20 protein-coding genes and 1 riboswitch are annotated in these 26007 nt (G+C 41.3%); of the genes, 1 reads left to right on the top strand and 19 read right to left on the bottom strand.

Annotated elements, in window-relative coordinates; all coding sequences use genetic code 11:
• Positions 1–103: 103 nt before the first annotated feature.
• From F0Q01_RS00680 to F0Q01_RS00665, 4 genes are all read right to left on the bottom strand, one after another.
• Positions 104–1393 (bottom strand): amidohydrolase family protein, encoded by a 1290-nt coding sequence (locus F0Q01_RS00680; RefSeq protein WP_090489734.1) that lies wholly within the window; start codon positions 1391–1393, stop codon positions 104–106.
• 21 nt (positions 1394–1414) lie between these two features.
• Positions 1415–1681: a kinase to dihydroxyacetone kinase gene (locus F0Q01_RS00675; protein WP_090153637.1), complete on the bottom strand. Its 267-nt coding sequence runs from the start codon at positions 1679–1681 to the stop codon at positions 1415–1417.
• Positions 1682–2042: 361 nt separating this feature from the next.
• On the bottom strand, positions 2043–3458 hold the full coding sequence (gene pyk, locus F0Q01_RS00670; protein WP_090153635.1) for a pyruvate kinase: 1416 nt from the start codon (positions 3456–3458) through the stop codon (positions 2043–2045).
• Between the two features lie 211 nt (positions 3459–3669).
• Complete coding sequence (locus tag F0Q01_RS00665) at positions 3670–4389, bottom strand: PilZ domain-containing protein (protein ID WP_090489732.1); 720 nt, start codon at positions 4387–4389, stop codon at positions 3670–3672.
• Positions 4390–4485: 96 nt separating this feature from the next.
• Between F0Q01_RS00665 and F0Q01_RS00660 the strand changes: the two genes are divergently transcribed.
• Complete coding sequence (locus tag F0Q01_RS00660; RefSeq protein ID WP_090489730.1) at positions 4486–5493, top strand: hypothetical protein; 1008 nt, start codon at positions 4486–4488, stop codon at positions 5491–5493.
• A 50-nt stretch (positions 5494–5543) separates the two neighbouring features.
• Here the strand turns inward: F0Q01_RS00660 and eno are convergent, their stop codons facing one another.
• The 15 genes from eno to F0Q01_RS00585 all read right to left on the bottom strand — a co-directional run bounded on the left by eno (position 5544) and on the right by F0Q01_RS00585 (position 25792).
• Positions 5544–6842: a phosphopyruvate hydratase gene (eno, locus tag F0Q01_RS00655; protein WP_090489728.1), complete on the bottom strand. Its 1299-nt coding sequence runs from the start codon at positions 6840–6842 to the stop codon at positions 5544–5546.
• Between the two features lie 287 nt (positions 6843–7129).
• The gene (locus tag F0Q01_RS00650) at positions 7130–7750 is read right to left on the bottom strand and encodes an ECF transporter S component (protein ID WP_090489726.1); all 621 of its coding nucleotides are present in this window, start codon (positions 7748–7750) and stop codon (positions 7130–7132) included.
• A 102-nt stretch (positions 7751–7852) separates the two neighbouring features.
• Positions 7853–7984: riboswitch (FMN riboswitch) on the bottom strand.
• 49 nt (positions 7985–8033) lie between these two features.
• A complete protein-coding gene (locus F0Q01_RS00645; protein WP_090489724.1) occupies positions 8034–10571 on the bottom strand; it encodes a heavy metal translocating P-type ATPase in 2538 nt (845 codons plus the stop codon).
• A 26-nt stretch (positions 10572–10597) separates the two neighbouring features.
• On the bottom strand, positions 10598–10924 hold the full coding sequence (locus tag F0Q01_RS00640) for a metal-sensing transcriptional repressor (RefSeq protein WP_090153621.1): 327 nt from the start codon (positions 10922–10924) through the stop codon (positions 10598–10600).
• Between the two features lie 165 nt (positions 10925–11089).
• Complete coding sequence (locus F0Q01_RS00635) at positions 11090–13471, bottom strand: methyl-accepting chemotaxis protein (RefSeq protein ID WP_090489722.1); 2382 nt, start codon at positions 13469–13471, stop codon at positions 11090–11092.
• Between the two features lie 142 nt (positions 13472–13613).
• Entirely contained in the window at positions 13614–14309 is a 696-nt protein-coding gene (locus F0Q01_RS00630) for an L-ribulose-5-phosphate 4-epimerase (protein WP_090153616.1), read from the bottom strand.
• Between the two features lie 20 nt (positions 14310–14329).
• Positions 14330–15925 (bottom strand): xylulokinase, encoded by a 1596-nt coding sequence (locus tag F0Q01_RS00625; RefSeq protein ID WP_090153614.1) that lies wholly within the window; start codon positions 15923–15925, stop codon positions 14330–14332.
• A 455-nt stretch (positions 15926–16380) separates the two neighbouring features.
• Positions 16381–17037, bottom strand: coding sequence for a fructose-6-phosphate aldolase (gene fsa / locus F0Q01_RS00620; protein ID WP_090153609.1), 657 nt, complete (start codon positions 17035–17037; stop codon positions 16381–16383).
• 182 nt (positions 17038–17219) lie between these two features.
• The gene (araA, locus tag F0Q01_RS00615; protein ID WP_090489720.1) at positions 17220–18719 is read right to left on the bottom strand and encodes an L-arabinose isomerase; all 1500 of its coding nucleotides are present in this window, start codon (positions 18717–18719) and stop codon (positions 17220–17222) included.
• 252 nt (positions 18720–18971) lie between these two features.
• Complete coding sequence (locus F0Q01_RS00610; RefSeq protein WP_090489718.1) at positions 18972–20039, bottom strand: GntR family transcriptional regulator; 1068 nt, start codon at positions 20037–20039, stop codon at positions 18972–18974.
• The gene (locus F0Q01_RS00605) at positions 20020–20976 is read right to left on the bottom strand and encodes an ABC transporter ATP-binding protein (protein WP_090489716.1); all 957 of its coding nucleotides are present in this window, start codon (positions 20974–20976) and stop codon (positions 20020–20022) included. Before F0Q01_RS00605 ends, F0Q01_RS00610 begins: the two co-directional genes overlap by 20 nt.
• On the bottom strand, positions 20960–22045 hold the full coding sequence (locus F0Q01_RS00600; protein WP_090489714.1) for an ABC transporter ATP-binding protein: 1086 nt from the start codon (positions 22043–22045) through the stop codon (positions 20960–20962). The genes F0Q01_RS00605 and F0Q01_RS00600 overlap by 17 nt, the downstream gene beginning before the upstream one ends.
• A gap of 16 nt (positions 22046–22061) precedes the next feature.
• Positions 22062–23099, bottom strand: coding sequence for an ABC transporter permease (locus tag F0Q01_RS00595; protein WP_090489712.1), 1038 nt, complete (start codon positions 23097–23099; stop codon positions 22062–22064).
• On the bottom strand, positions 23100–24035 hold the full coding sequence (locus F0Q01_RS00590; protein ID WP_090489710.1) for an ABC transporter permease: 936 nt from the start codon (positions 24033–24035) through the stop codon (positions 23100–23102).
• A 116-nt stretch (positions 24036–24151) separates the two neighbouring features.
• The gene (locus F0Q01_RS00585; protein WP_090489709.1) at positions 24152–25792 is read right to left on the bottom strand and encodes a peptide ABC transporter substrate-binding protein; all 1641 of its coding nucleotides are present in this window, start codon (positions 25790–25792) and stop codon (positions 24152–24154) included.
• Between the last annotated feature and the right edge of the window lie 215 nt (positions 25793–26007).

The raw sequence follows: 26007 nt of genomic DNA, 5'->3' as shown, positions 1-26007 counted from the left end.
GACAAAAATATAAGATACACTTTATGTAATATGTATAAAGATAAAGAACTTGCTTAAAGACATGTCTGTCCCTATGAAACAAAAAAAGAGCAGAGTATTACAACTACTCCACTCTTGAATAAACCTTTTTACCCTTAACAAATTTGTCCTTAATTAATGCGTCAGCATCATTGTAGCACATTCTTTCAATGCGCTCTCTAATAGACATATCCCTCATGGAATACATCTTGCTATCATCTACTACTATTGCATCAAACTCGTAGCCCTCTTTGAAGGTACCTACATTGCCAAAATACTTGCCGCCACCTAATGTAGCCATGAAGAATACTTCCTCAAATGTAAGTGGCTTAACATTAGTGTCAACCAAGCGGTAATACATCTTTGACGCCTGAAGTGTGATAAGCATAGTCTTAACCAAATTCATAGACGAGCCGGCGGCTACGTCTGTGCCAAGACCCACATCAATACCTGCATCCAAGAACTTGCGAACAGGCGCAATTCCAGAAGTAAGATTCATATTAGAATCTGCACAATGGGCAATAAATGCACCATGGTTCTTAAGAATCTCAAGCTCTCTGTCATCAGAATGAACGCAGTGCGCCATGATTGTAGGACGCTCAGGTGTGCCCATAGTATCAAACATCTCATAAGCGTTGGCATAGCAAGTAGACTCAGGAACAAGCTCCTTAACCCACTCAATCTCAGAATGGTTCTCTGACAAATGAGACTGAATTCTTAGGTCTCTTTCCTTGGCAAGCTTGCCTAAGCCCTTCATCAACTCATCAGAACATGATGGGATGAATCTTGGTGTTAAAATAGGCTTCGTATTTACGTATTTGCCCTCGATGGCATCAAGCCATTCTCTTGTGGCTTGAAGAGATTCCTCTGCGCTATCCTCCTGCAAATTGTCTCCACCATTTCTATCCATGTTGACCTTGCCAACATAGGTAACGATGCCAGTATCCTCAAGCTGATTCATAAGCTCGATTGTAGCCTCATTGTGAAGAGTGGCAAATACAACAGCTCTAGTAGAAAAGCATCTGCGCATATCTTCTGTAAAATACTGATATGCCTTTTTAGCATATTCCATATTGCCGTATTTGGCTTCCTCTGGGAATGTGTATGTGCTGAGCCAGTCTAAAAGCTCTGCGTCCATACCGATTCCTCTAAAGGTGTACTGAGGAGCGTGGACATGCAAATCAGTCATGCCAGGAATAATAATTCGCTCGCCATAGTCATAGAGCTGCAAGCCCTTGTACTGGTCTGGCAGGTCGTGGAAAGCGCCCTTGCAAATTCCATCTATACATACTACGTAACCTCTATAATATGTAGTTATTCTATTTGCTGATTCAGAGAAGGCAATGCCCCCTCGCAAAACGAAACTATTATCCATAACTGCTCCAAAAAAAATCTCCTATCCCTGAAGTCCTCTTGCCTGTCTATCCATATCCTCTACTACGATATCGTAAATCTCGCCAAGAGTTCTGCAGTACTCCAATACCTTCCAAGGCTCATTTGTGTGATAGTGAATCTTAATAAGCTCCTCATCACCTACTGCAAGAAGACTATCTCCTACAAAGTTCTCAGTGATGTAATCGTTGATCTCATCCTCGTCGAGATCCTCGCCCTCAATGAGAAGCTGTGTGTCATATCTGAATTCGATTGTCTGCTCTGGTAACATATTAATTCCTCCGTAAAAATTAAAGTTAGGCAAATAAAACTCGCCTACATCACATACTTTATCACAAGCGCATAAAAAATGCGAGAGGATAAACAATACGAAAGAGACGCCAGCGGAGCGTCTCTTTCAAAAGGGAGAATAATGTTATGAAAAAATTGTATCTCTCTCGAGATGAGTATATATTAACTGATATTTTTGTACAAGTGGTGTAAAAAGTGTGAATTGTCTGTGAATTATCCAATCCGTCTGACAACATTATTTCCCATTCGGTTACAAATTTATATAACGCTTGACTAAATCACGATTTAATCAGAGTCCCACAGCGGCCTACCAACCGCCTGACTCAAACTTAAACCTCAGTCTAGTCAATTGCCTCAACCTTGATTGTGTTAGTGTTTCCACTGTGTCCGTCGATTGGGCCACCTGTAAGAACTACGCTATCACCCTTCTTAAGGTCAAGCATCTGCTTAGCACGACCTAATGCATAGTAGAACATAACATCAAGTGATGTGAACTTGTCAACGAGAACTGGTGTAACACCCCAGCTAAGTGCAAGCTTTCTCCATACCTTTTTGTCAGTTGTCATAGCGATTGTATCAACTGGGCAACGGAAACGGCTTACGCGACGAGCTGTGTAACCAGACATTGTGCAAGCTACGATAGCCTTAGCATTAACGTCGATTGCCATTGAACATGTAGAGTGGCAAACAGCATCTGGAGTAGACTTAATCTCGATCTCCTCCTTGTGGAAACGTCCCTCGTAATTGATATCATTCTCTGTAGTCTCAGCGATCTCAGCCATTGTAGCAACAGCCTGTACTGGGTACTTACCCTGAGCACTCTCGCCTGAAAGCATGATAGCTGAAGTACCATCATAAACAGCGTTAGCAACGTCGGAAATCTCAGCACGTGTTGGACGTGGGTTAGAAATCATAGACTCAAGCATCTCTGTAGCAGTAACAACTCTCTTACCAAGAGCTCTTGCCTTAGAGATGAGCTCCTTCTGAACAGCTGGAAGCTTAACAAATGGAATCTCAACACCCAAGTCACCACGAGCAACCATGATACCGTTGGCAATCTCAAGGATCTCTTCTACATTGTCAACACCTGGCTGATTCTCAATCTTAGCGATAACCTCTACATCCTCTCCGCCATTCTCGTCAAGGAATGTTCTAAGCTCAACCATATCCTGCTTTGTTGAAACAAATGAAGCAGCGATGAAATCAATGTCATTCTCGATACCAAAAAGGATATCCTTCTTGTCCTGCTCTGAAAGATAAGGACCTGACATTACCTTGTTAGGGAAGCTCATAGACTTCTTGTTGCTCATAGTTCCGCCAGTAGTACACTTTGTAATAACATCGTGTCCCTTAATATCAGTAACCTCAAAGAATACGATACCGTTACATACTGAAAGTGTGTCGCCTACTGAAAGGTCCTTGTGAAGGTTCTTGTGAGAAACTGAAACACGTGTCTCATCACCTTCAACGTCATCTGTTGTAAATATAAATGTATCTCCCTCTTTAACAGTTACAGAGCCGTCCTTGAATGTGCGGATACGATACTCTGGTCCCTTTGTATCAAGAAGAATAGCAATTGGAAGATTAAGCTTCTTGCGAACCTTTTTAACTAAATCCATCTTCATTCCCTGCTCTTCATGATCACCATGAGAGAAATTCATTCTTGCTACATTCATACCAGCCTTAGCCATTGCTGTGAGGGTCTCCTCATTCATGCTTGCTGGTCCGATTGTACAAATAATCTTTGTCTTTCTCATAAAATACTCCTCTATAAAAACTCAAAAATAGTTTACGCAAAAAAACGAAATCCGTTCTATAATAGCATCATTTTAGGTCAGAGTAAACAAAATATTTAATTAAAAATTGTTACTATTCACAGTTATAAATATTTATAGATTAATTCTTGCCAAGCTTGCTTGTAAAAGAATAATCTTTTTTTTATTGGAATCAGTAACTCAGAATAAATATCTAGTGCCACCTCTTTATAGAAGTCTGGCTCCAGCCTGCATCCTCTTTTTCCTTTGGATTCCTCTTCACTCCAATTTCTATAGCCTCCTCAGCTCGAAGTATTTTTGCCATCTCAGGTCTATAAGTAGAAGAAATAGAACATCCAAACAGCTCGCTTCCATCTCCCCTAAATGTACTTCTCACAAGTCTAACAGGCACTGATATTCCATCGCCAAAATCAACTCTTATAGGCTGGGATGGAATTAGATTAATCTGCTTTTTCACAGTAATCCCTACCCCGCCGTAGGAAATATCTACTGTGGTAGCAGGAAATTTATTGTCCCCCTGCAAAATAATAACGTTTCTTGCAATAGGATATCTCTTATGGCGACGTCGCTCTGTCTCGTCACCAAATGCTTTTCGAGAAATGACAAGATGCTCCTTCTTGCCATTGGCACCGGACACAGTAATTACCTTTATATTGTTCCAACTATATGCCTGACGTCCGCTAGTGCAATACAGTGTCATTCTATTATGATTAAAAGCCCAATTAAGCTTTACAATTTTCCCTTTAAAATTGAATCTAATGCTTTCGCAGCCCACAAAGGCATACTTTCTAAGATTCATCCTTGAAGGAGGCAACAAAACAAGCTTAGGTATAATAGGAATGTCTATTTTTTTCTTTCCTTTTGATACCCTAATGTATGGTTTGTTAAGTGTTGTTACTTCTGATATTTTCATAGGCTCTACGCCCCCCTTCTTATTATAAGGATACTATAAGTGGCAATTAAACATCAAGAGTGGTAAACTGTTGACTTTGCAAGGAGGATTTTGTTTATGAAAAAAACTTTGTACTTAGTTCTTGCAGGAGCTCTTATGCTTTCAACAGTATCATGCGGTCAGCAGGGAACTACAAACAGCAACGAGGGAAATGTTGTTGACACAGAACAGAAAACAGAAGACACAAACACTAATGTAGAAGCGGATAAGTATGACAGCCTTTATGATGCCTTCTTAAATGGCGAGGCTACACTTAGCACTGACTATTATCTCAACAACGCTTCTGAAACTGGTTCAGGCTACGAGAATGATTTCTTTTCAATCATCGCTGGCGATGAACTTACACTTCCAGAAATGGTAGAAACTCTTAACGAGGCATTTATGGATGATGAAGGATTTTTTGCACATCAGGAAATCTCTTCAATCAGCTATTCATATTTAGACTGCGGTAATGATGGCGAAAAAGAGTTAGCTGTTAAATTTGTTTGCCCAGTTGTGGAACCTGACTCAAACATTGTCCTTGTAATTAAGGAAATGGACTCAAAGCTTCAGGTTGTATATTCAGTATGCTCATGGTCAAGAAGCGAGACAACTATCAATGAATACGGCTTTATCCAAGGCGGCGGAAGTGGCGGAGCAATTAATCACTCAAGTGATGCAGCTTTAATTGACGCTGATGGTAAGTATCAATTCGGATATATTCTCACAGAGAGTGCTGATTTAGAGGATTTCGGATATGCTTACGAGCATGAAGATTTCGATGCATCATCACTTGAGGGAACTCTTTGTATCTACGAATTACGCTTAACATTTGAGCCAGGAGCTGACAAGCCTTCTGATTACTTCTCATATGCGGTATACGACAGCGATACATACGAGGAAATTGATGTACCTAACCTCTATACAGATAGCCCATACAAGGAAGTACTTGATAGCTTTACAACAATTAAGTTTGTTCCTTATGATGAGCTTGAAAAGGCAATCTCTGATAAGCTTGATTCAATCGGTGCTACAGAAGATATCAGAAATGCCAACGAACTTGAATTTACAGAAATTGCATTATAATACTGAGATCAAAAAAGGCTGCCCGAGGGCAGCCTTAATTTTTTATCTAATTATTTAACGTTGAAAGCATCCATTCCTGGATAATCTGCTGCAGCACCAAGCTGCTCTTCGATACGAAGGAGCTGGTTGTACTTTGCAACACGCTCTGTTCTAGATGGAGCACCAGTCTTAATCTGGCATGTGTTAAGTGCTACTGCAAGATCAGCGATTGTTGTATCCTCTGTCTCGCCTGAACGGTGAGAAGAAATAGCTGTGTAACCAGCCTTGTGAGCCATCTTGATAGCCTCAAGAGTCTCTGAAACTGAACCGATCTGGTTGAGCTTGATAAGTATTGAGTTACCACAACCATTTGCAATACCCTTTGAAAGACGCTCTGTGTTTGTAACGAATAAATCGTCACCAACAAGCTGTACCTTATCACCAATCTTAGCTGTCATCTTCTTCCAGCCTTCCCAATCCTCCTCATCAAGACCATCCTCGATAGAAATGATTGGATACTTGTCAACAAGTGCTGCCCAGTGATCGATAAGCTCATCTGTTGTGAAGTCCTTACCAGACTTTGGCTGATGATAGAAGCCCTTACCCTTTTCTGACTTCCACTCGCTTGATGCAGCATCCATAGCAATCATAAAGTCCTTACCTGGCTCGAAACCTGCAGCCTTGATAGCCTTTAAGATTGTCTCAATAGCTTCATCATCATTCTTAAGTGAGTTAGGTGCGAAACCACCCTCATCACCTACTGCTGTAACGTCTCCCATCTCCTTGAGAATAGCCTTAAGAGCATGGAAAACTTCTGCACACCAACGTAAGCACTCGCTAAATGAAGGAGCACCAACTGGCATAATCATAAATTCCTGTGTATCAACAGCGCTATCTGCATGCGCACCACCATTTAAAATGTTCATCATTGGTACTGGAAGCTTTGTTCCCTGAATACCACCTAAAAATTTATAAAGAGGAATCTCAAGTGATGTTGCTGCTGCACGACAACATGCGATTGAAGTTGCAAGAATAGCATTTGCACCAAAGTTTGACTTATCCTTTGTGCCGTCTGCCTTAATCATAGCTGTATCGATAGCATAAATATCTGATGCATCCATTCCGCAAATTACATCAGCAATTGGTCCATTAATATTTGCAACTGCTTTTGTAACACCCTTACCTAAATATCTGCCTTTATCTCCATCGCGAAGCTCCAAAGCCTCAAACTCACCAGTAGAAGCACCTGAAGGAGCCATACCCCGGCCTACAGTACCATCAACAAGTGTAACCTCACATTCAACAGTTGGATTTCCTCTTGAATCAAGAATCTCTCTACCAATTACCTTTTCAATCTCTAAGTAATCCATAAAATCCTTCCTTTCACTATAAAATTATTTTTAGTTATCTATTCAATCTCTTATAAAGAGCGAATAAATCTAGAGAAGAAGAGCTCCTACACATTGCAGGAAGTAGCAATTCCTACAAGTGCAATCATGTGAGTAGCAATCACACAAATAATTATTATTTGAAAATAATAAAAAGGAGCTCTGCAATGATTTACACATAGTTAGCATATTCTAACTATAAGTAGACTAGCAGAACTCCTTTGAATTCGCAATAACTATAAACCTTGAGTAAATGAGAATTTTTCTCGTTAATTCTTGCCCTTAAGAAGAGGTCTAAGTGGCTGATAAATAAGTACTGTAATAACTGCTGAGATGAGACCCTTTACAAATGTAAATGGCACGTTAAACATAAGTAAGCACTGCTCGATTGATTTAATCTCAGCAAATGGAGCAACTGCTTGATATGCTCCTATAATAACATCTTTTGGCATGAAATTATAGTATACAGGGTATACGATAAAGAGATTTGATGGGAAGCTGATTGCAGCCATTAAAAAAGCGCCAACAAATGCACCTAAAATCGCATTCTTCTTTGTCTTCTTTCTGTAATAAATAAGACCAGCTGGCAAAACAAAGGCTACGCCTAATATAAAGTTTGAAAGCTCGCCTACACCACCTGTTGATGTCATAAATAAATGAAGAAGATTCTTGATCAAGCAAACTACTACGCCATAAACTGGGCCAAGTGCAAATGATGCCATAAGAGCTGGAAGCTCTGACACATCAAGCTTGATGAAATTTGGAACAAATGGAACTGCTGTATCCAAAAACATCAATACAAAAGCGATAGCCGAAAGCATAGCTGTTACTGTCATACTCCTAACATTTACTTTATTGTTGTTGATCTTAACTGTTTCTGTTGTGTCCATAGCACACCTCCTAAATATATCTCTAGGAATCTCCATTGGATTAACAAATAAAAAAGCCCTGATAAAATCAGGGCCTATACTCAAAAATAAATGTATTACTTTATTTATCCTCTCCCATCCAGACTATACTGTCGGTACTGGAATCACACCAGTTCAGTCCCTAAGGACTCGCGGACTATACCGCCGGTCAGGAATTGAAAGCCTAAGCCTTCGCACCTTGCCCTGAAGATTTCCTATTTAATTCTCCAATACTATACTACATTGTACGCAATTAATCAATCATTTATTTAACTCCGCAGAATTCGTATCCGGCACCCTCTACGGCTGCCTTAAGGTCTGCCTCTGATACCTCAGCAGATGTCTTAAGTGTTACGAGATTTGCCTCGTGATTAGCAACTGCCTCCTCTACTCCAGAGATTTTCTCAAGTGCTTCCTTTACGTGTGCCTCGCAGTGCTGGCACATCATTCCCTTTACTGTGATTTCCATTTTATTATTGTCCTCCTTAATTAATAATGGTTCATGACCAAGTGAATTTTTAAGTGGTCTGTCATTTCCTTTATTGAATGGATCAAAAAGATTCAGTCTCAGTGCATTTGTCACTACGCAAAAGCTTGATAAGCTCATGGCAGCTGCTCCAAACATAGGATTCAGTGTCCATCCAAATGCATGGATATAGGCTCCTGCTGCAAGTGGAATTCCTATTATGTTGTAGAAAAATGCCCAGAATAGATTCTCATGAATGTTCCTAAGTGTGGCACGGCTAAGCCTGATGGCTGCCACTACATCTGAAATTCTGCTTTTCATAAGTACCACATCCGCTGCATCTATTGCCACATCAGTACCTGCACCTATTGCTATTCCCATGTCAGCTCTGGTAAGGGCTGGAGCGTCATTGATTCCATCACCTACCATAGCCACCTTGCCAAACTTCTGAAGCTTCTTGATAACAGCTTCCTTGCCATCTGGCTTCACACCGGCGATGACCTCATCTACGCCCACATCCTCAGCAATTGTCCTTGCTGTGCGCTCATTGTCTCCAGTAAGCATTACCACGTGGATGCCAAGATTTTTAAGCTCCTTGATGGCAACATCCGAATCTTCCTTTATAACATCTGCAACAGAGATGATTCCAAGGAATCCATTTTCCTGTGCAAAGAAAAGTGGTGTCTCGCCCTTTTCAGAAAGCTCATTTGCAAGACTCTTAGCATAGTCTGGTATCTGAACATTTTCAGAAACAAACTGGTAATTGCCTCCGTAAACCATCTGTCCATCAAGCTTTGCCATAAGGCCATTTCCTGAAACAGTCTTAAAATCTGTAACCTCCGCCGGCTCCTCTGAAAGCTCAAGACCGTACTCTACAATTGCCTTTGCAAGTGGGTGCTCTGATTTGTTTTCGATGGCAAAAGCCGCTCTAAGCAAATCAATATCTTCCACACCCTCTGCCTCGAAAAATCCGATTACCTTTGGCTCGCCCTTTGTAATTGTGCCTGTCTTATCCAGGGCAACTATCTGAATCTTGCCAGTCTCCTCAAGGGATACTGCCGTCTTAAACATAATTCCATGGCGGGCTCCCATTCCATTTCCTACCATGATTGCAACTGGAGTTGCCAGTCCTAAGGCACATGGACAACTGATTACAAGAACAGAAATTGCTCTCGCAAGTGCATAGCCAAATGTCTGGCCAACAAGCATCCATATAATAAATGTAACTATCGCAATAGCGATCACTACTGGGACAAAAACTCCTGATACCTTATCTGCTATCTTGGCAATAGGAGCCTTTGTGGCTGCTGCATCGCTGACCATCTGAATAATCTGAGACAATGTAGTGTCTCGTCCTACTCTAGTGGCCTCGCATACCATATAGCCACTTTCATTTGTGGTGGCAGCTGAAATAGTATCTCCTACATTTTTATCAACTGGGATACTCTCACCTGTGAGGGCTGATTCATTAACAGCACCATTTCCCTCTACCACTATTCCGTCAACTGGAATATTCTCTCCAGCTCGTACTGCAAATCTATCTCCAATTTTAACCTGCTCTATAGGAACAAGCTGCTCCTTGCCATCTCGTATTACAGTTGCAGTCTTTGGAGCAAGCTTCATCAAGTCCTTCAGGGCATCTGTGGTGCGCCCCTTGGAAATGGACTCCAAAAGCTTTCCAACTGTGATAAGGGTAAGAATCATGGCTGCTGACTCAAAATAAAAGTCATTCATAAGAGCCATTACCTTATCCCCATCACCAGCCAACTGGGCAAGTGTCATGGCATACACCGCATAAACACTGTAGATAAATGATGCGGCTGAACCTAGGGCTACAAGGGTATCCATATTAGGAGCTCTGTGAATAAGTCCCCTAAATCCACTGATGAAAAACTTTTGATTGACCACCATGATGGCTGCTGACAAAAGCATCTCGTAAATGCCCATACCAATATGATTGCCATCCATAAATCCTGGCAGTGGCCAATCCCACAACATATGGCCCATGCTCACATATAAAAGAGGAATCAGTAAAATCACTGATACTATAAGCCTCTTTTTGATAACTGGAGTCTCCTTGTCTTTTAACTCCTCTTCATAATTTGGGACAACTGCGTTGGCCTGACTACCGCCAAGGTCATCCTTTAAGCTGGCGCCGTATCCTGCATCCTCTATCGCCTTAATAATGGCAGCTGAATCTGCACTTCCCTCAACTCCCATTGAGTTAGTAAGCAGGCTGACAGAGCAGCTTTCAACACCTGGCACAGCTGATACTGCCTTTTCCACCCTAGCCTGGCAGGCAGCGCAACTCATACCTGTAACATTATATTTTTCCATATTAATAACCTCTAAACACCGGACTATTATTTCATAAGCTTCTGAAGAGTCACTACAAGCTCATCAATAATCTCATCATTGCCCTCACGGATATTATCCGCTACGCATGACTTCATATGATTAGCCAGCAAAACCTTGTTAAAGCTATTTAATGCGGAAGTAATAGCAGAGACCTGAACTAGAATATCTGTGCAGTACACATCATTCTCCAGCATGTTCTCCACGCCGCGAACCTGTCCCTCAATCCTCTTGAGGCGATTCATCAAGTCCTTTTTCTCTTTTGCATCTCTGTCCTTGTGCTTGCCACTGCAGCATTCACAAGTTACTTCCTCTATCTCATTCTTATTTCCCATATTTACTCCTTTGCTATACCCCTACAGGGTATCCTTACACTTGAATAATATACCCACCAGGGGTATATGTCAAGTTTTCCTTTTCAAAACCCCAGCAATAGGTATTTCCTAGATTGAACAAAAAATAAGGCAGCCTTAGCCGCCTTATTTTTAATATAGGTAAAATTACTCGTATTTAAACTTGTTAACTTCGCTAGCAAGCTCGTCTGAAATGTTAAGGTTCTCTCCTGCCTCGTCGCTGATTGTTGCAAGGTTTGTTGCAACCTCTGCTGTTGCATTAGATACATTAGAGATACCCTTTACAGTTTCCTCAAGGGCTCTGTTTATGTTGTCAATTGTACTCTTGATTTCAGCCATGCCCTTGTTGATTTCATTACTGTCAACTGCGAACTCTTCCATTGCAGATGCTACAGTCTGGATGTCATCCTGGTAAGTGCCTGTCATGTGCTCTACACCCTCACGACCTGAAGCATTGGCCTCCATAAATGCATTTGCAAGTGAGTTTGCCTTTTCAGAAAGGTCATCTACGCTGGCAATAACTCCGTTGGAGATTTCCTGGATGCCGCTGGCTGTCTCTTTTGAGTTGTCGGCAAGCTGTCTGATTTCGTCAGCAACAACTGCGAATCCCTTTCCTGCCTCACCGGCACGTGCTGCCTCGATGGAAGCATTAAGTGCAAGCAAGTTGGTCTGAGCAGCAATATTTAAAATCTCATCAGTCAAATCAGCAATCTTTTCAACTTCTTTTGCTGTCTTCATACTTTCCTGAAGCTGTTCGATTACAACATTTGCCTCTGTATCTGCCTCATCTCTCTGCTTCATAGATTCCTGTCTCAAGCCCTCAACCTTGTGGAGAATCTGCTCTGTAGAATCAGCCTGATCATTTGCCTTTACATGTACATCATTAACCTTGCTTGTGATGTCGTTAATTCTGTCTACTACCTGCTGCAATGATGCTGCAATCTCCTCGGCAGAAGCGGACATTTCTTGCATAGTAGATGAAACATCGTTGATTTCATCATTAGTATGATTAATGCTGTTTCCTACATTTTTCGAAATAGAGCTAAGTCGTCCTGAATTGTTGCCAAGCATTCCCATTACATTCTGAAGCACTCCAACAAACTCATTAATGGAATTTCCAATCTGAGCTGTCTCATCATTGCCACGAACTCTGACTCTATTTGTCAAATCTCCGTTTCCGGAATTGATACTGTCAATAATGTCATTGATTGCCTTGTTTGTATCTTTAAGCGGTTTGATAATAGTAAATGTAACGATAAATACTACAATAACGCTTATTACTAGCGCTATAAGCATTATGACAAGTCCAATATTTCCGATGGCAGCCCTTGCTGCATTAAATGCCTCGTCATGTAGTGATACTTCTATAACAAAATTATCTGTAACCACATAACCTGAGTAACTCAAAAGTCCTGTGACAGGGTCAATAAATTCAATAACGCCCTGTTTACTTGCTATCATTCCCTGCCAAGCCTCAGGTCCTGTTTCTGCCACATTAAAGTTGAGAATAATCTCTTGATTGTTTGAAATAACAGTAACACCATCAAGATTGAATCCGATAACCTCATAATTGAAATCATCAAGAATAATCTGAGACATTACTCCAAGATCAATTGAGGCATTGATAACACCTATAGGCTTGCCTGTGTCTGGGTCATTAATAGCATAAGCTATGACATAGCAAGGACGTCCCGATACTGGAGAAACATTTATTCCAAAGTATGAGCCATCTGCGATACATGCCTTGAAGAAATCTTCATCTGCGCATGAATGAAGTGTTGTATTATCAAGGCAATCAGCAAATCCCATGGAACCTATGCAAATAAATAAGTTCTCATAAAGGTTGCCTGAATCAGCCTGGTTCTGTGCCAATATGCCAGCCCATCTTTTTGCTGCAGCTGCATATTCGTCATCTACTACAGCTTCTACTGGCTCTTCTGCAGGTTCTTCTACAACTTCCTCTGCAGGCTGTTCCTCTGCAGTTTCCTCTTCTACTGGTTCTTCCTCTGCTGGTTCTTCATTAGCCAAATCTCTTGTAGGTGCTTCCTGCTCATCAGCTTCTGGTTCTGTTGCCTCAGAATTTTCTTCCTCTACTGCCTCCTCAGCTTCCGGCTCTGTAGCTTCTTCTACTGCAGGCTCTTCCTCAACAGTTTCTACTTCTGCAGCTTCTTCCTCCTCCGCTACAGCTTCTGGCTCCTGCTCTTCTTCTGCTGGTGCTTCCGCAACTGCTGCACCCCCTATAGGAAATTGTTCGTTATACTTTTGCGCCAATTCTATTAAATCTTGGCTAGCAGCCATTGTATGAATAACTTGCTTTTGGTCTGCTACATAAGTGTCAAGAATTTCTCCCTTAAGCACAGCCAATTCCTCAAGCTTTTCCTTACTAGACTCCACCAAATTGTTTGATGCAGTCTTAGTAATCAGCAAAGTTGTGGTGAGCATAGAAGCTACTAAAATCGCAACTGTCATCACAAGTATCTTGGCTGTAATAGTAATTTTAGGACCCTTACGAACCTTATTTTTTGCCATGATTACACCCCTCCGTAATACATAATCTACATTAACTCTAGTATAAACCCCTAAATTTCAGAGTTTGTGAAATAAATAAGAAAATTTTCGCAAGAAAAAAAGACTCTGCTGTGAAGCAGAGCCTAAAAATAAAAAGAAATTATTAATTTTGTCCGTAGTATGCGTTAGCACCATGCTTTCTATTGAAATGCTTATCCCTGATGCAATCAGGAGCTGGTGCAACCTGTGGGTTAACCTGCTCTGTGAAAAGTGCCATCTTAGCAACCTCCTCAAGAACAACTGCATTGTAAACTGCCTGGTCTGCATCCTTGCCCCATGTAAATGGGCCATGATTTTTACAAATTACACCTGGCACGTATTTTGTATTAATGCCTCTCTCCTCAAATGTCTCGATGATAACCTTACCAGTGTTTACCTCGTATGCTGCATCGATTTCCTCTGGAGTGAGATTTCTTGTGCAAGGAATTGTTCCGCAGAAATAATCTGCATGTGTTGTGCCATAAAGAGGAATATCTCTTCCTGCCTGAGCCCATGCTACTGCATAAGTAGAATGAGTATGCACAACACCACCAATTTCTGGATACTGTTTGTAGAGCTCTACATGAGTAGCTGTATCTGAGCTAGGTCTGTACTTGCCCTCAACAACCTCTCCATCAAGATTTACAAGTACCATATCCTCTGGCTTTAAATCCTCATACTCAACGCCTGATGGCTTGATAGCAAAAATGCCAGACTCTCTATCAATACCTGAAACATTGCCCCAAGTATAGGTAACCAATCCGCGCTTAGGCAATTCCATATTTGCCTCATACACCTGTTTCTTTAATTCTTCTAACATTTCCTTCTCCTCTTTCGATTCTATCTCCAGTTGTCTACGGCAGCCGCCTCAGCCTTAAGAGCCTTTTTGTATTCAGCTGTCCACTCGTCGTAGCCCTTGACCATAACTGGATCTGGCTCCATTGTTGTAGACTCCTGTCCAGCAAATACTTTTTCATCCAAGTAGCTCTGGAACTTCTGTGACTTGTCATCGCGGATGCAGTAGTTGGCAAGGACTGCCATACCCCAAGCGCCGCCTTCACCTGCTGTAGCCATTACAGTAATAGGTGCATTTAAAGCAGCTGCAAGAACTGACTGTCCAACGCCCTTTGTCTTAAAGAATCCGCCGTGACCTGTGATAGATTTAATCTTTACCTTTTCTTCCTTGAGAAGAATGTCATTACCAATCTTAAGTACTCCAAGAGCTCCGTAAAGATTTGAGCGCATGAAGTTTGCAAGTGTAAATTTAGCGTCTGGCTTTCTCACAATCATAGGACGTCCTTCATTGACTCCTACAACTGGCTCGCCGCCAAAATAGTTATATGAAAGTACACCGCCGCAATTAGCATCTTCTGTAAGAGCCTTGCGATAAAGTGTGCCATAAATGTCATTCATAGAAATATCAATGTCGAATGCATCTGCAAATTCCTTGAATATTCCAATCCATGAATTCAAATCTGATGTACAGTTGTTGCAGTGAACCATGGCAACTGCCTCACCTGTTGGTGTTGTAACCATATCGATTTCCTCGTATGGCTTAGAAAGAGGCTTATCAAGAACTACCATTGAGAACACTGATGTACCAGCAGAAACATTACCTGTTCCAACAGAAACAGCGTTTGTAGCAACCATACCTGTACCTGCATCACCTTCTGGTGGAGCAAGTGGGCATCCTGGCTCAAGCTCTCCTGTAGGATCAAGAAGCTTTGCACCCTCTGCTGTAAGTGTACCTGCATCATCACCTGCAACTAATACCTCTGGCATCAAATCTTCTACTTTTGTAGTAATACCATGTGCTGCTGCAAGTTTATTAAATTTCTCAAGCATAGCCTTGTCATACTGACAAGTTGCTGAATCAATAGGAAACATTCCAGATGCTTCGCCAACACCTGCTACCTTTTTTCCTGTCATCTTGTAATGAACATAGCAAGCAAGTGTCATGAAGTATGCCACGTTCTGAACATGTGGCTCTTTGTTTAAAATACACTGATAATAGTGTGAAATGCTCCAGCGCTGTGGCATGTTAAAATTGAGCTCCTTTGAAAGCTCTGCTGCAGCCTGGCCTGTAATTGTATTTCTCCATGTTCTAAATGGAACAAGCAAATTGTCATCCTTGTCAAATGCAAGATAACCATGCATCATTGCAGAAAAACCAATTGCACCAATCTTCTTAAGCTTTACATCATACTTGCTGAAAACATCCTGCTTAAGCTTTGCGTAGCAATCCTGTACACCTGCCCATACCTCCTCTAAAGGATATGTCCAAATGCCATTATCCAAATGGTTCTCCCACTCATGGTCACCCTGAGCAAGGACCTTATTATCGCCATCAACAAGGACAGCCTTGATTCTTGTAGAACCAAACTCAATACCTAAAGCTGTGCCAGTACCTTCGGCAATTATCTCGTTAATATTCATAAATTATTACCCCCAATACATTATTTTACGCGGCATCCCAATACTCCGTGCTCCCGCAGGCCACCTCCCATACTCAAGCTAGGGGACCCTCCCTTGAATGGCATGGGGCTATCTCCGTTTCACTACGGTCGGTGCTAAGCGAATGTCCACTGGACATTCAGCACCCTGCTCGCGCCTACCACGACTGTGTGCCGCGTTTAATATTAGCTGGTAGGTATCAATCTCTAAGTGTTGCGCAGCGAAACATGTAGTTGAGCGAAGCAATATCTTAGGATTGAGACCGTAACCAGCTGCATAAAGTGCATATTATTCAAATGGCGGCCACACAACTTAGAAATAGCTTGTAAGTATCAAGCTCTGAGTGTTGCACAGCGAGACGTGTTAGTCGAGCGGAGCAATATCTCAGGCTTGAGACTGTAACAAGCGAGCCATAACCTAGGACGGCCGCCTATTTATTACTCGCCAAATACAGCGATGTAGTCCTTCTGGAACTTTTCGATACCTGCAGTTGTGAGAGGATGATTAATCATTGTTTCGATTACAGAGTATGGAACTGTTGCAATGTGAGCACCAGCAAGTGCGCAATCTGTTACGTGAATTGGATTACGAACTGATGCAGCAATGATTTCTGTATCGTATCCATAGATGTCAAAGATCTCAGCGATGTCACGGATAAGATCGATACCTGCCATGTTGATGTCATCAAGTCTTCCAAGGAATGGTGAAACATATGTAGCACCAGCATTTGCAGCAAGAATAGCCTGGTTAGCTGAGAAGATAAGTGTAACATTTGTCTTGATGCCTTCTGCAGAAAGTACCTTTACAGCCTTAAGACCTTCTGCTGTCATAGGAATCTTTACTACCATGTTTGGATGCATAGCTGCAATCTCGCGGCCTTCCTTAATCATGCCTTCTGCGTCAACTGTTGTAGCCTTAACCTCACCTGAAATAGGTCCATCAACGATAGAAGCAATTTCCTTAAGGATCTCTTCCTGGCTACGTCCACCCTCTTTTGCAATAAGTGAAGGGTTTGTAGTAACACCGCAGATTACTCCAAGATCATTTGCCTTCTTAATGTCCTCAATTTTTCCAGTATCAACGAATAACTTCATTTTCTTTTTCTCCTTCTAAATATCTTGCTGGTAAATACCAGTTTTAATAGTTATTCATGGTCGACCAAACCGCCCCATGTTAACTACAATTGTAAATCTTTTTGATATACCATTCTATAAAAATAATGTCCATCTTATGGCACAATTTTTACATTAACTCAGCAACTTCAGGCGTATTTTCCCTATTTCTTGTATACAAGATTTCCAAGAGCTAAATCACGTTTGAAGTCACGAATCTTTGTGTCCTTATCAATATAAACTGCCTCGATACCCATTGCAGCTGCCCAGTCACCCATCTGCTCAGCAGTAAGATCATAAGTAAATGCTGTATGATGAGCGCCACCTGCAAGAAGCCAAGCCTCTGTACCTGTGTAGAAATCTGGCTGTGGTGTCCAGAAGTTGATAGCTGTAGGAAGCTTTGGAAGTGGCTTCTCAACCTTCTTGCAATCAACATCCTGAATGATGAGACGGAATCTGTCGCCTAAATCAATGAGGGATGTAGCAATACCCTTGCCAGTCTTTGACTGGAATACAAGACGAGCTGGATCCTCTCTATCACCCATTGAAAGTGGCTGGCACTTAATCTGGATAGGACCATCTGAAATAGTTGGGCAAATCTCAAGCATGTGAGCCTGGATAATACCTTCCTTACCCTTTACAAGGTTGTATGTGTAATCCTCAAGCATTGAAGTACCCTTTGCGTCCTTCATGCCTGTAGTCATAATCTTCATAAGGCGAACCATTGCGGCAACCTTCCAGTCACCCTCTGCGCCAAAGCCGTAGCCCTTTTCCATAAGTCTCTGGATAGCAAGACCAGGAAGCTGCTTAAGTGCACCAAGGTCACCAAAGTGAGTTACGATTGCCTGATAGTTTTTCTCCTCAAGGAATCTCTCGAATCCGATTTCAATCTGAGCCTGAACAGCTACATGCTTCTTGAATTCCTCTGGGTCTCTGCCCTCAAGGCAAATATCGTACTTGCTGTAATACTCATCAACAAGTGCATTTACATCTGACTGAGAAACTGCATCAACTGCCTCAGCGATTTCATTTACAGGATAAGCATCAACTTCCCAACCGAACTTAAGCTGAGCCTCTACCTTGTCACCTTCTGTAACAGCAACATTTCTCATGTTGTCTGCAACTCTCATTACACGGATGTGGCTTGACTCTACAATACCGATTGCTGTGCGCATCCATGAACCAAGCTTCTCCTGAACCTCAGCATCCTGCCAGTAACCTACGATTGTCTTTCTCTCGATACCCATTCTTGAAAGAATATGAGCATACTCTCTATCGCCGTGAGCTGCCTGATTCTCATTCATGAAATCCATATCCATTGTCTCGTATGGAATCTCGCGATTGTACTGAGTATGTAAATGGCAAAGTGGCTTTCTAAGCTCCTGATGTCCTAAAATCCATGACTTTGCAGGTGAGAATGTGTGCATCCATGTGATAACACCTGCGCAAGTTGGATCATTGTTAGCCTCGTTAAATGTGCGTCTGATCACCTCGTTTGTAATCATTGTTGGTTTCCATACTACCTCAAATGGAAGCTTGCCTGACTTGTTTAAGCACTCAACAATTTCCTTTGAATGTGCTGCAACATGTGAAAGGCACTCATCTCCGTAAAGGTCTTGAGAACCAGTACAGAACCAAAACTTGTAGTTAAGCTGTGTCTTCATAAAATTACCCTCCGTTAAATCCTTCTCTGTTCCCAGCATGGCTTAGACAGCCAATCCCGATACATTTATCACCGAGAACAACAACTTGTATATAAAAAATAATACAACTTGTACACGTATAGATACAAGTTGTATTTATTCTTAAATATTATGCTGTTTTACTAAGATTTACAGCCTATATACAAGTACTATCCTCTCTATACAAGTCCAGCCCCTAATAAGCAATTCTTGCTATCAGACCGGACAAGCATATTACAACGTACTGGTCCTCTCCACTAGCTCTGGTAAAAGAAGCACCTGGGCATCCTTTCTACTCAAAGTTCCATCAATAAGTCCAAGGAGAGTCTCTGCCGCCTTTTTCCCAAGCTCCTCCTGTGGGTGGGCAACTGTGGTAATTCCCTTGCTTTGAGCAAGCAGTGAATTATCAAATCCCGTAACAGAAATATCATGAGGAACGCTTCGTCCAGCCATTGAAAGTCCCTTTATTACATCAGCGGCAATCTCATCATTGTAGCAAACTACTGCATGACAGCTCCTGCCATTTTCAAATATTCTAAGAAGACCCTCTAGAGGCTTCTGCCCCTTGTCCTTGGTGTGATACCAAATTACCATGTCAGGGTCATAGGCAATGCCTGCTTCCTGCAGAGCCTTCACATAACCCTTGTGTCTAAGTATCCCCTGGGTGTCATCTGCCTTGAAAATGCCTGCCACTTTCCTGTGACCAAGCTGTATAAGATGCTCTGTTATCAGTCGGCCGCCCTCTACATCGTCAAGCATTACATGGGGTCTATCCATCATAGCCTCATAGCACCCCTGGATAAACACGTAAGGAATCCCCATTGCATCCATCTGGTCATAAAGCACCTGATGCTGGCAGCTGATGGCACTCTGGCTAGGCTCAATTATCATGCCATCAATATTTTTGGAAAGGAGTTCCTCCATGCACCAGGCCTCGCCCTTTCTGGAATTGTTGGTTGTCTTAAGCAGGATACTGTAGCCATTTTCATTAAGCACCTGATTGATTCCCTGGATAACCCTTGGAAAAATATAATCAGACATGTAGGTGGTTACCACCGCAATATTTTTGGTACCGCTCCTCTTGTGAATACGCTCTGCCACAAAAGTGCCGCTGCCATGTCTTGCATAAAGCAAGCCCTCCTCAGTAAGCTTACTGATAGCCTTTCTTACAGTCTGCCTGCTGGCACCGAACTTTTCAGCTAATTCATTTTCCGAAGGGATCTTCTGCCCCGGCAAATATTTACCGGAGTTAATCCCCTTTTTTATATCCTTAATTATTAACTCATTCTTTGATATTATCATCGTACTTTACCCAAGCAGCAAATTCCTCATCTGTACATTTTACAAAATGAGTGCCATCTACATGATGGTCAGTACCCTTATTATAATCAATTCCTGATGTTTTGTAATCGTATGTTTCAGAAGTTCTATTCTTCTCCAAAATAGGATTTGGCTCAGGAATAGCTGAAAGCAAACTCTTTGTATAAGGATGAATTGGATTTGAGAAAATCTCATCTGTTGTGCCAGTCTCTAAAAGATGGCCGAGATGCAGAACTCCAATTCTATCTGAAATATATTTAACCATTGAAAGGTCATGAGCGATAAACAAATATGCCGCACCTGTCTCCTGCTGAATATCCTTCATAAGGTTAACAACCTGCGCTTGGATAGAAACGTCAAGAGCTGAAATACACTCATCTGCAATGATAAGTTTCGGATTCATGATAAGTGCTCTGGCAATTCCTACACGCTGTCTTTGCCCACCAGAAAACTGATGAGGATAACGTGTAATATGCTCAGGTGCAAGACCAACCTTTGCAAGGATTGCTTTAATCTGTCTATCTCTATCAGCCTTATCCTTATATGTGTGATGAATATCTAGACCCTCACCTATAATATCTCCAACTTTTTTACGTGGATTAAGTGATGACATAGGGTCCTGGAAAATCATCTGCATCTGAGTTCTTAACATTTCCCGGTCTGACTTTCCAAGTTTTCCACTAATATCCACATTGTTGAATGTAACCTTGCCGTCAGTAGGGTTATAAAGCCTTATAATGCTTCGACCTATTGTTGATTTTCCTGAGCCAGACTCACCAACAAGGCCATAGGTTTCACCTGGATATATTTCAAAAGAAACTCCTTCTACCGCCTTTACGGTATAGTTCTTGCTCACAGGAAAATGCTGCTTTAATCCCTCTACTTTCAAAAGAGGCTCACTATTATAATTCACTGCCATATTCTGCTGCCTCCTTCTTCATTCTATCAAGTCGCTCCCTAAGCTCCTTTGGCATTTCAACTTTTGGCGCTCTCTCATCTAAAAGCCATGTTGCTGCGTAGTGTGTCTCTGTAACCTTAAACATTGGTGGCTCAAGCTTGTCATCAATCTCAAGAGCATATTTATTTCTAGGAGCAAATGCGTCACCTGGCTTTTCATTCAAAAGGTTTGGTGGGGAACCTGGAATTGTATAAAGTCTTGGGTCGTCAGTGTTCAAATCAGGCATAGCTGAAAGAAGTCCCCATGTATATGGATGACGAGGGTCATAGAAAACCTCATTTATCTTGCCCTTTTCAACAATTTTACCTGCATACATAACATTTACATAATCAGCAACCTTTGCAACTACTCCAAGGTCATGAGTGATGTAAATAACTGAAATTCCGCGCTCTTCCTGTACCTTTTTAATAAGCTCAATAATCTTTGCCTGGATTGTAACATCAAGTGCTGTTGTTGGCTCATCGCAAATCAAAAGATCTGGGTCACAAGAAAGAGCAATGGCGATAACCACACGCTGTCTCATACCACCTGAAAGCTGATGTGGATACTGCTTCATTCGCTTTGCTGCATCCTCAATACCAACTTCCTGCAAAAGTTTAATTGCCTTTTCCTTAGCCTCCTGCTTCGACATTTTAAAATGCCATAAAAGGCCTTCAGTAAGCTGCTTTCCAATAGTCATTGTAGGGTCCAAAGAAGTCATTGGATCCTGGAAAACCATGGCAATTCTCTTACCATTAATGTGTTTTCTAATCCATCTTTTATCCTTTGTGAGAATGTCGATTTTCTGAACGCCCTGCTCATTCTCATATTTGAACTCAATTGTTCCTGAGTTAACTGTCGCATTTTTAGCGAGAATTCCCATTGCTGCCTTCATTGTTACAGACTTACCTGAGCCTGACTCACCAACAATTGCAACTGTCTCGCCCTTTTCCAAATCAATATTAATTCCGCGAATAGCATGAACCTGACCTGCTGTTGTCTTGAAGGAAATATCAAGGTCGCGGATATCTAAAATAAAATTCTCATTCATTGTCTGCTACCTACCTTTACATTTCTTTCATTTTAGGATCAAATGCTTCACGAAGTCCGTCGCCTAAAAGGTTAAAGCTGAGCATCAGTAAAGCCATGATAATAATTGGTGGAATAATCTGATATGGATGAGTTGTAAATGAGTTATAACCATCCGAAATCAGAGATCCAAGTGAACATCTTGGTACAGGAATTCCAAGACCTACGAAGCTTAAGAATGCCTCTGTGAAAATCGCTGTAGGAATTGAGAACATAACCTGTGTGATAACTGGTCCAACAATATTTGGAAGTACCTCTTTGAAAATAATAAAGAAGCTGCCAGCTCCAAGTGTTCTGGATGCAAGAACGAATTCCTGCTCCTTAAGCTTTAACATTTCCGCACGGGCAATTCGGCTCATACCAACCCACTCTGTTAAAAGGAGAGCGAAAATAATTGTAAGCATTCCTGGCTTTAAAATTAAAAGTAAAAGTGTAACGATAACAAGTCGTGGAATACCATTACAAATCTCTAAGATTCTCTGCATAACCATATCCACTTTTCCGCCGAAGAATCCAGAAATAAGACCGTAGCTCATACCAATAATCATATCGATTAAAGCTGCTGCAATGGCAATGATAAGAGATACTCTTGTACCCTCCCAGCATCTTGTCCAAAGATCACGACCATAAATATCGCTGCCGAACCAGTAATAAACATCTGTCAGGCCGCCTTCTTCATACTTGTTTACCTGAACATCTCCAACTGATGTAGATACTGTCTCTGAGCCATCAAAAATTCCAAGGCCCTCAAGCCATGAAACTCTAGGAGCCAAGTTCTTTTCTTCCTGAATCATTCCCTCGTATGTATAGTCATTCATACCTGGGCCAATTGCAGCGAAAAGAATAATTAACAAAATAAGAATCAAACCAACTACGGCGCTTTTCTTATGGAAAAATCTAATTAAAACTTCTTTCCAGAAATTTTGGGAGGCATAATTTGAATCAAGACCTAACTCTTCAGAATTGTTCTTTAATTTAAAATCTTCTTGAGTTGGTATGTATGTCACATCACTCATTTATTCTCCCTCCTTTCCCAGACGAATTCGTGGATCGATTATTCCGTAGAGAATATCAACCACAAGCATGATAGCTATGTACAAAGCTGAATAGATAAAGCTAAGAGCGATAACTACGTTATAATCATTTGACTGAATAGCATTTACAAGTAAGCTGCCCACTCCAGGGATTGCAAAAATTTTCTCTACAACCAATGAACCTGTCATAAGGTCAACAATAAGTGGCGCAAGCACAGTGATAATTGGAATCAGTGCATTTCTAAGTGCATGAGAAAAAAGAAGCTTTCTTCCTGAAAGACCCTTACTCTCTGCAAGAAGCATATACTCGCTGCCTAGCACTTCAATCATTTCTGTACGAGTAAATCTCGCAATAGAAGCCATGGTAAACATTGAAAGCGCAATGGATGGCATGATGCTTGAATTAAATGCATCCGCGCTATCATATAACATTGGGAACCATTTCCACTTGTATCCCATTGTGTAACTTAAGCCTAAGGCGAATACGTACGAGGGTACCGACACACCAATTACAGAAATGATGGTACATATAGTGTCTAAAATGGTGTCCCTCTTCAAGGCCGCTATTACGCCGAGAATCAGGCCGATTATTGCACCTCTAAAGACGGCATAAAATCCGATTCCAATAGAGATAGGAAGTCTGCTTTCAATAAGCTGGGAAATAGGAGTGTTCTTTGAAATTTTATAACTTACACCTAAATCTCCTTTACACATGTTAACAACATACCGTCCAAACTGAATTACGATTGGATCATCTAGTCCATATTTTTCATATAGGGCTACTCTTTGATCATCTGTAAGCTTTTCATCATTGAAAGGTGAACCAGGCATAAGTCGCATCAGGATGAAAAGTATAAGAATAATAGCAAGCAGTGTTCCTATAGATGTTAGGACTCTTTTTAAGATATACTTTTTCACTACATTTTCTCCTTAAAAAATATTTGAATAAGGGAGGCTAAAATCTATTTAAACTCTCTTAAAGAAATATTGGGCCACACTTTATTAAGCATGGCCCGAATAAATCAAAGCATGTCTTACTGCTTTACTGTATCTTTAAATACTCTGTTAAGTGCTACTGGGTGGAACTGGATGCCTGTTACGTTTGCCTTAACAAGTGTTGCATTAGCTGCTGTGTAAATTGGGAAGATAACTGCATCTTCCATTACAAGTATTTCAGCGTCATATAATCTTGTGCGACGTGCATCAAGCTCTGTGCAAAGATTACCAGTTGTGCACTCATCAAGAATTGCATCATACTCTGAATTTGACCAGAAACCATAGTTGTTAGAGTTGTCTGTATACCACATTCCAAGATATGTCATTGGATCATCGTAGTCAGGTCCCCATCTTGTAAGACCAAGTTCAAAGTTGCCTTCCTGAAGATCCTGTACACGCTGCTTCTTTGGCTCTGTTACGATTTCAACTGTAAGTCCTGGAAGAGTTGCCTCCCACTCAGACTTAAGAACTGTAGCAACCTTCTTTGGAGCGTCATCATCATCAACCTTCATTTCAAGAGTAAGTGAATCAACACCTAACTCCTTAAGACCTGCTTCCCAATATTTAACTGCAGCTGTTGCATCGTCTGCACAGTATGCACTGTACTTCTCCTGATCTGCTGAGAAATCTGCTGCAAAATCTCTAGGTACTGCTGTGTATGTTGGAAGTGAACCATCATTAAGCTGGCTTGTTACGTCAACACGGTTGATTGCATTAGTAAGTGCAAGTCTGATGTTGAGGTTTGAAAGTGCCTCTACCTCCTTGATGTTAGGAGATACATACCAAAGGTAACCAGCACCGATTGTTGTAAACTCTGGGTCAGCTGATACCTGCTCAACCTGATCACCATTTACAAGTGTGATATCAAGATCACCATTCTGATAACTCATAAGAGCTGTCTGTGAATCCTGAATTACCTGATAATCAAGACCTGTAAGCTTTACTCTGTCAGCATCATAGTAATCATCATTCTTTGTAAGGTGGAATGCTGTTGCAGCTGGCTCATATTCATCAAGAACGAATGCACCGTTTGAAAGTGTTGTCTCTGGGCTAGTTGCATATGTATCACCACATTCTGTAAAGAATTCCTCATTTACAGGGTAGAATGTTGGGAAGTACATAAGTGAAAGGAAGTAAGAAACAGGAACATTTAACTGAACCTCAAGTGTGTAATCATCAACTGCTGTTACACCAAGTTCACTTTTATCCTTCTCGCCAGCAATAATCTCTGCTGCATTTACAATCTGTCCGATATCGCTAAGCATGAATGCATACTCTGAAGCAACTGCTGGATCAACAGCTCTCTGCCATGCAAATACGAAATCTGCTGCTGTAACTGGTGTGCCGTTGCTCCACTTAGCGTCCTGTCTAAGCTTGAATGTGTATGTAAGACCGTCATCTGAAAGCTCATAGCTTTCTGCAATTGCGTTTACTGGATTTCCATCTGGATCCATCTGCATAAGACCATCTGTATAATCTGCAATTACCTCAAAAGATGTACCGTCTGTTGCCTGTTGTGGGTCAAGAGACTCAACAGCTGTTTCAATCATTACGTTAAGGTCAGTAGAAGCTGCTGCGCTACCTCCTGTTGCTGATGTGTCTGCGTTCTTACCGCCACATCCTGCCATTCCCACAGCCATTGTAGCTGCAAGAACGAATGACATAATTCTTTTCTTCATATCATTTTTCTCCTCTCAAAATGGTGATAAAAAAAGTACAATGAGGCTTTAAGGATTTAGCACTTCATTGTACTGATGGGTTAAACTATAATACATTACTTTATCACTGTAAAGAGAAAAATTAAATTTTCTTTAAAACATTTTTATAACAAGATATAAATTTATTTTATATATAAAAAACTCCAGTCACACTATCCTGCCTATGGGTACTCTGT

The organism is Pseudobutyrivibrio xylanivorans (assembly GCF_010906925.1).
Classification (GTDB): domain Bacteria; phylum Bacillota; class Clostridia; order Lachnospirales; family Lachnospiraceae; genus Pseudobutyrivibrio.
Note: the sequence above shows the minus strand (reverse complement) of the source record. Positions and strands in the feature narration are given on the sequence as shown.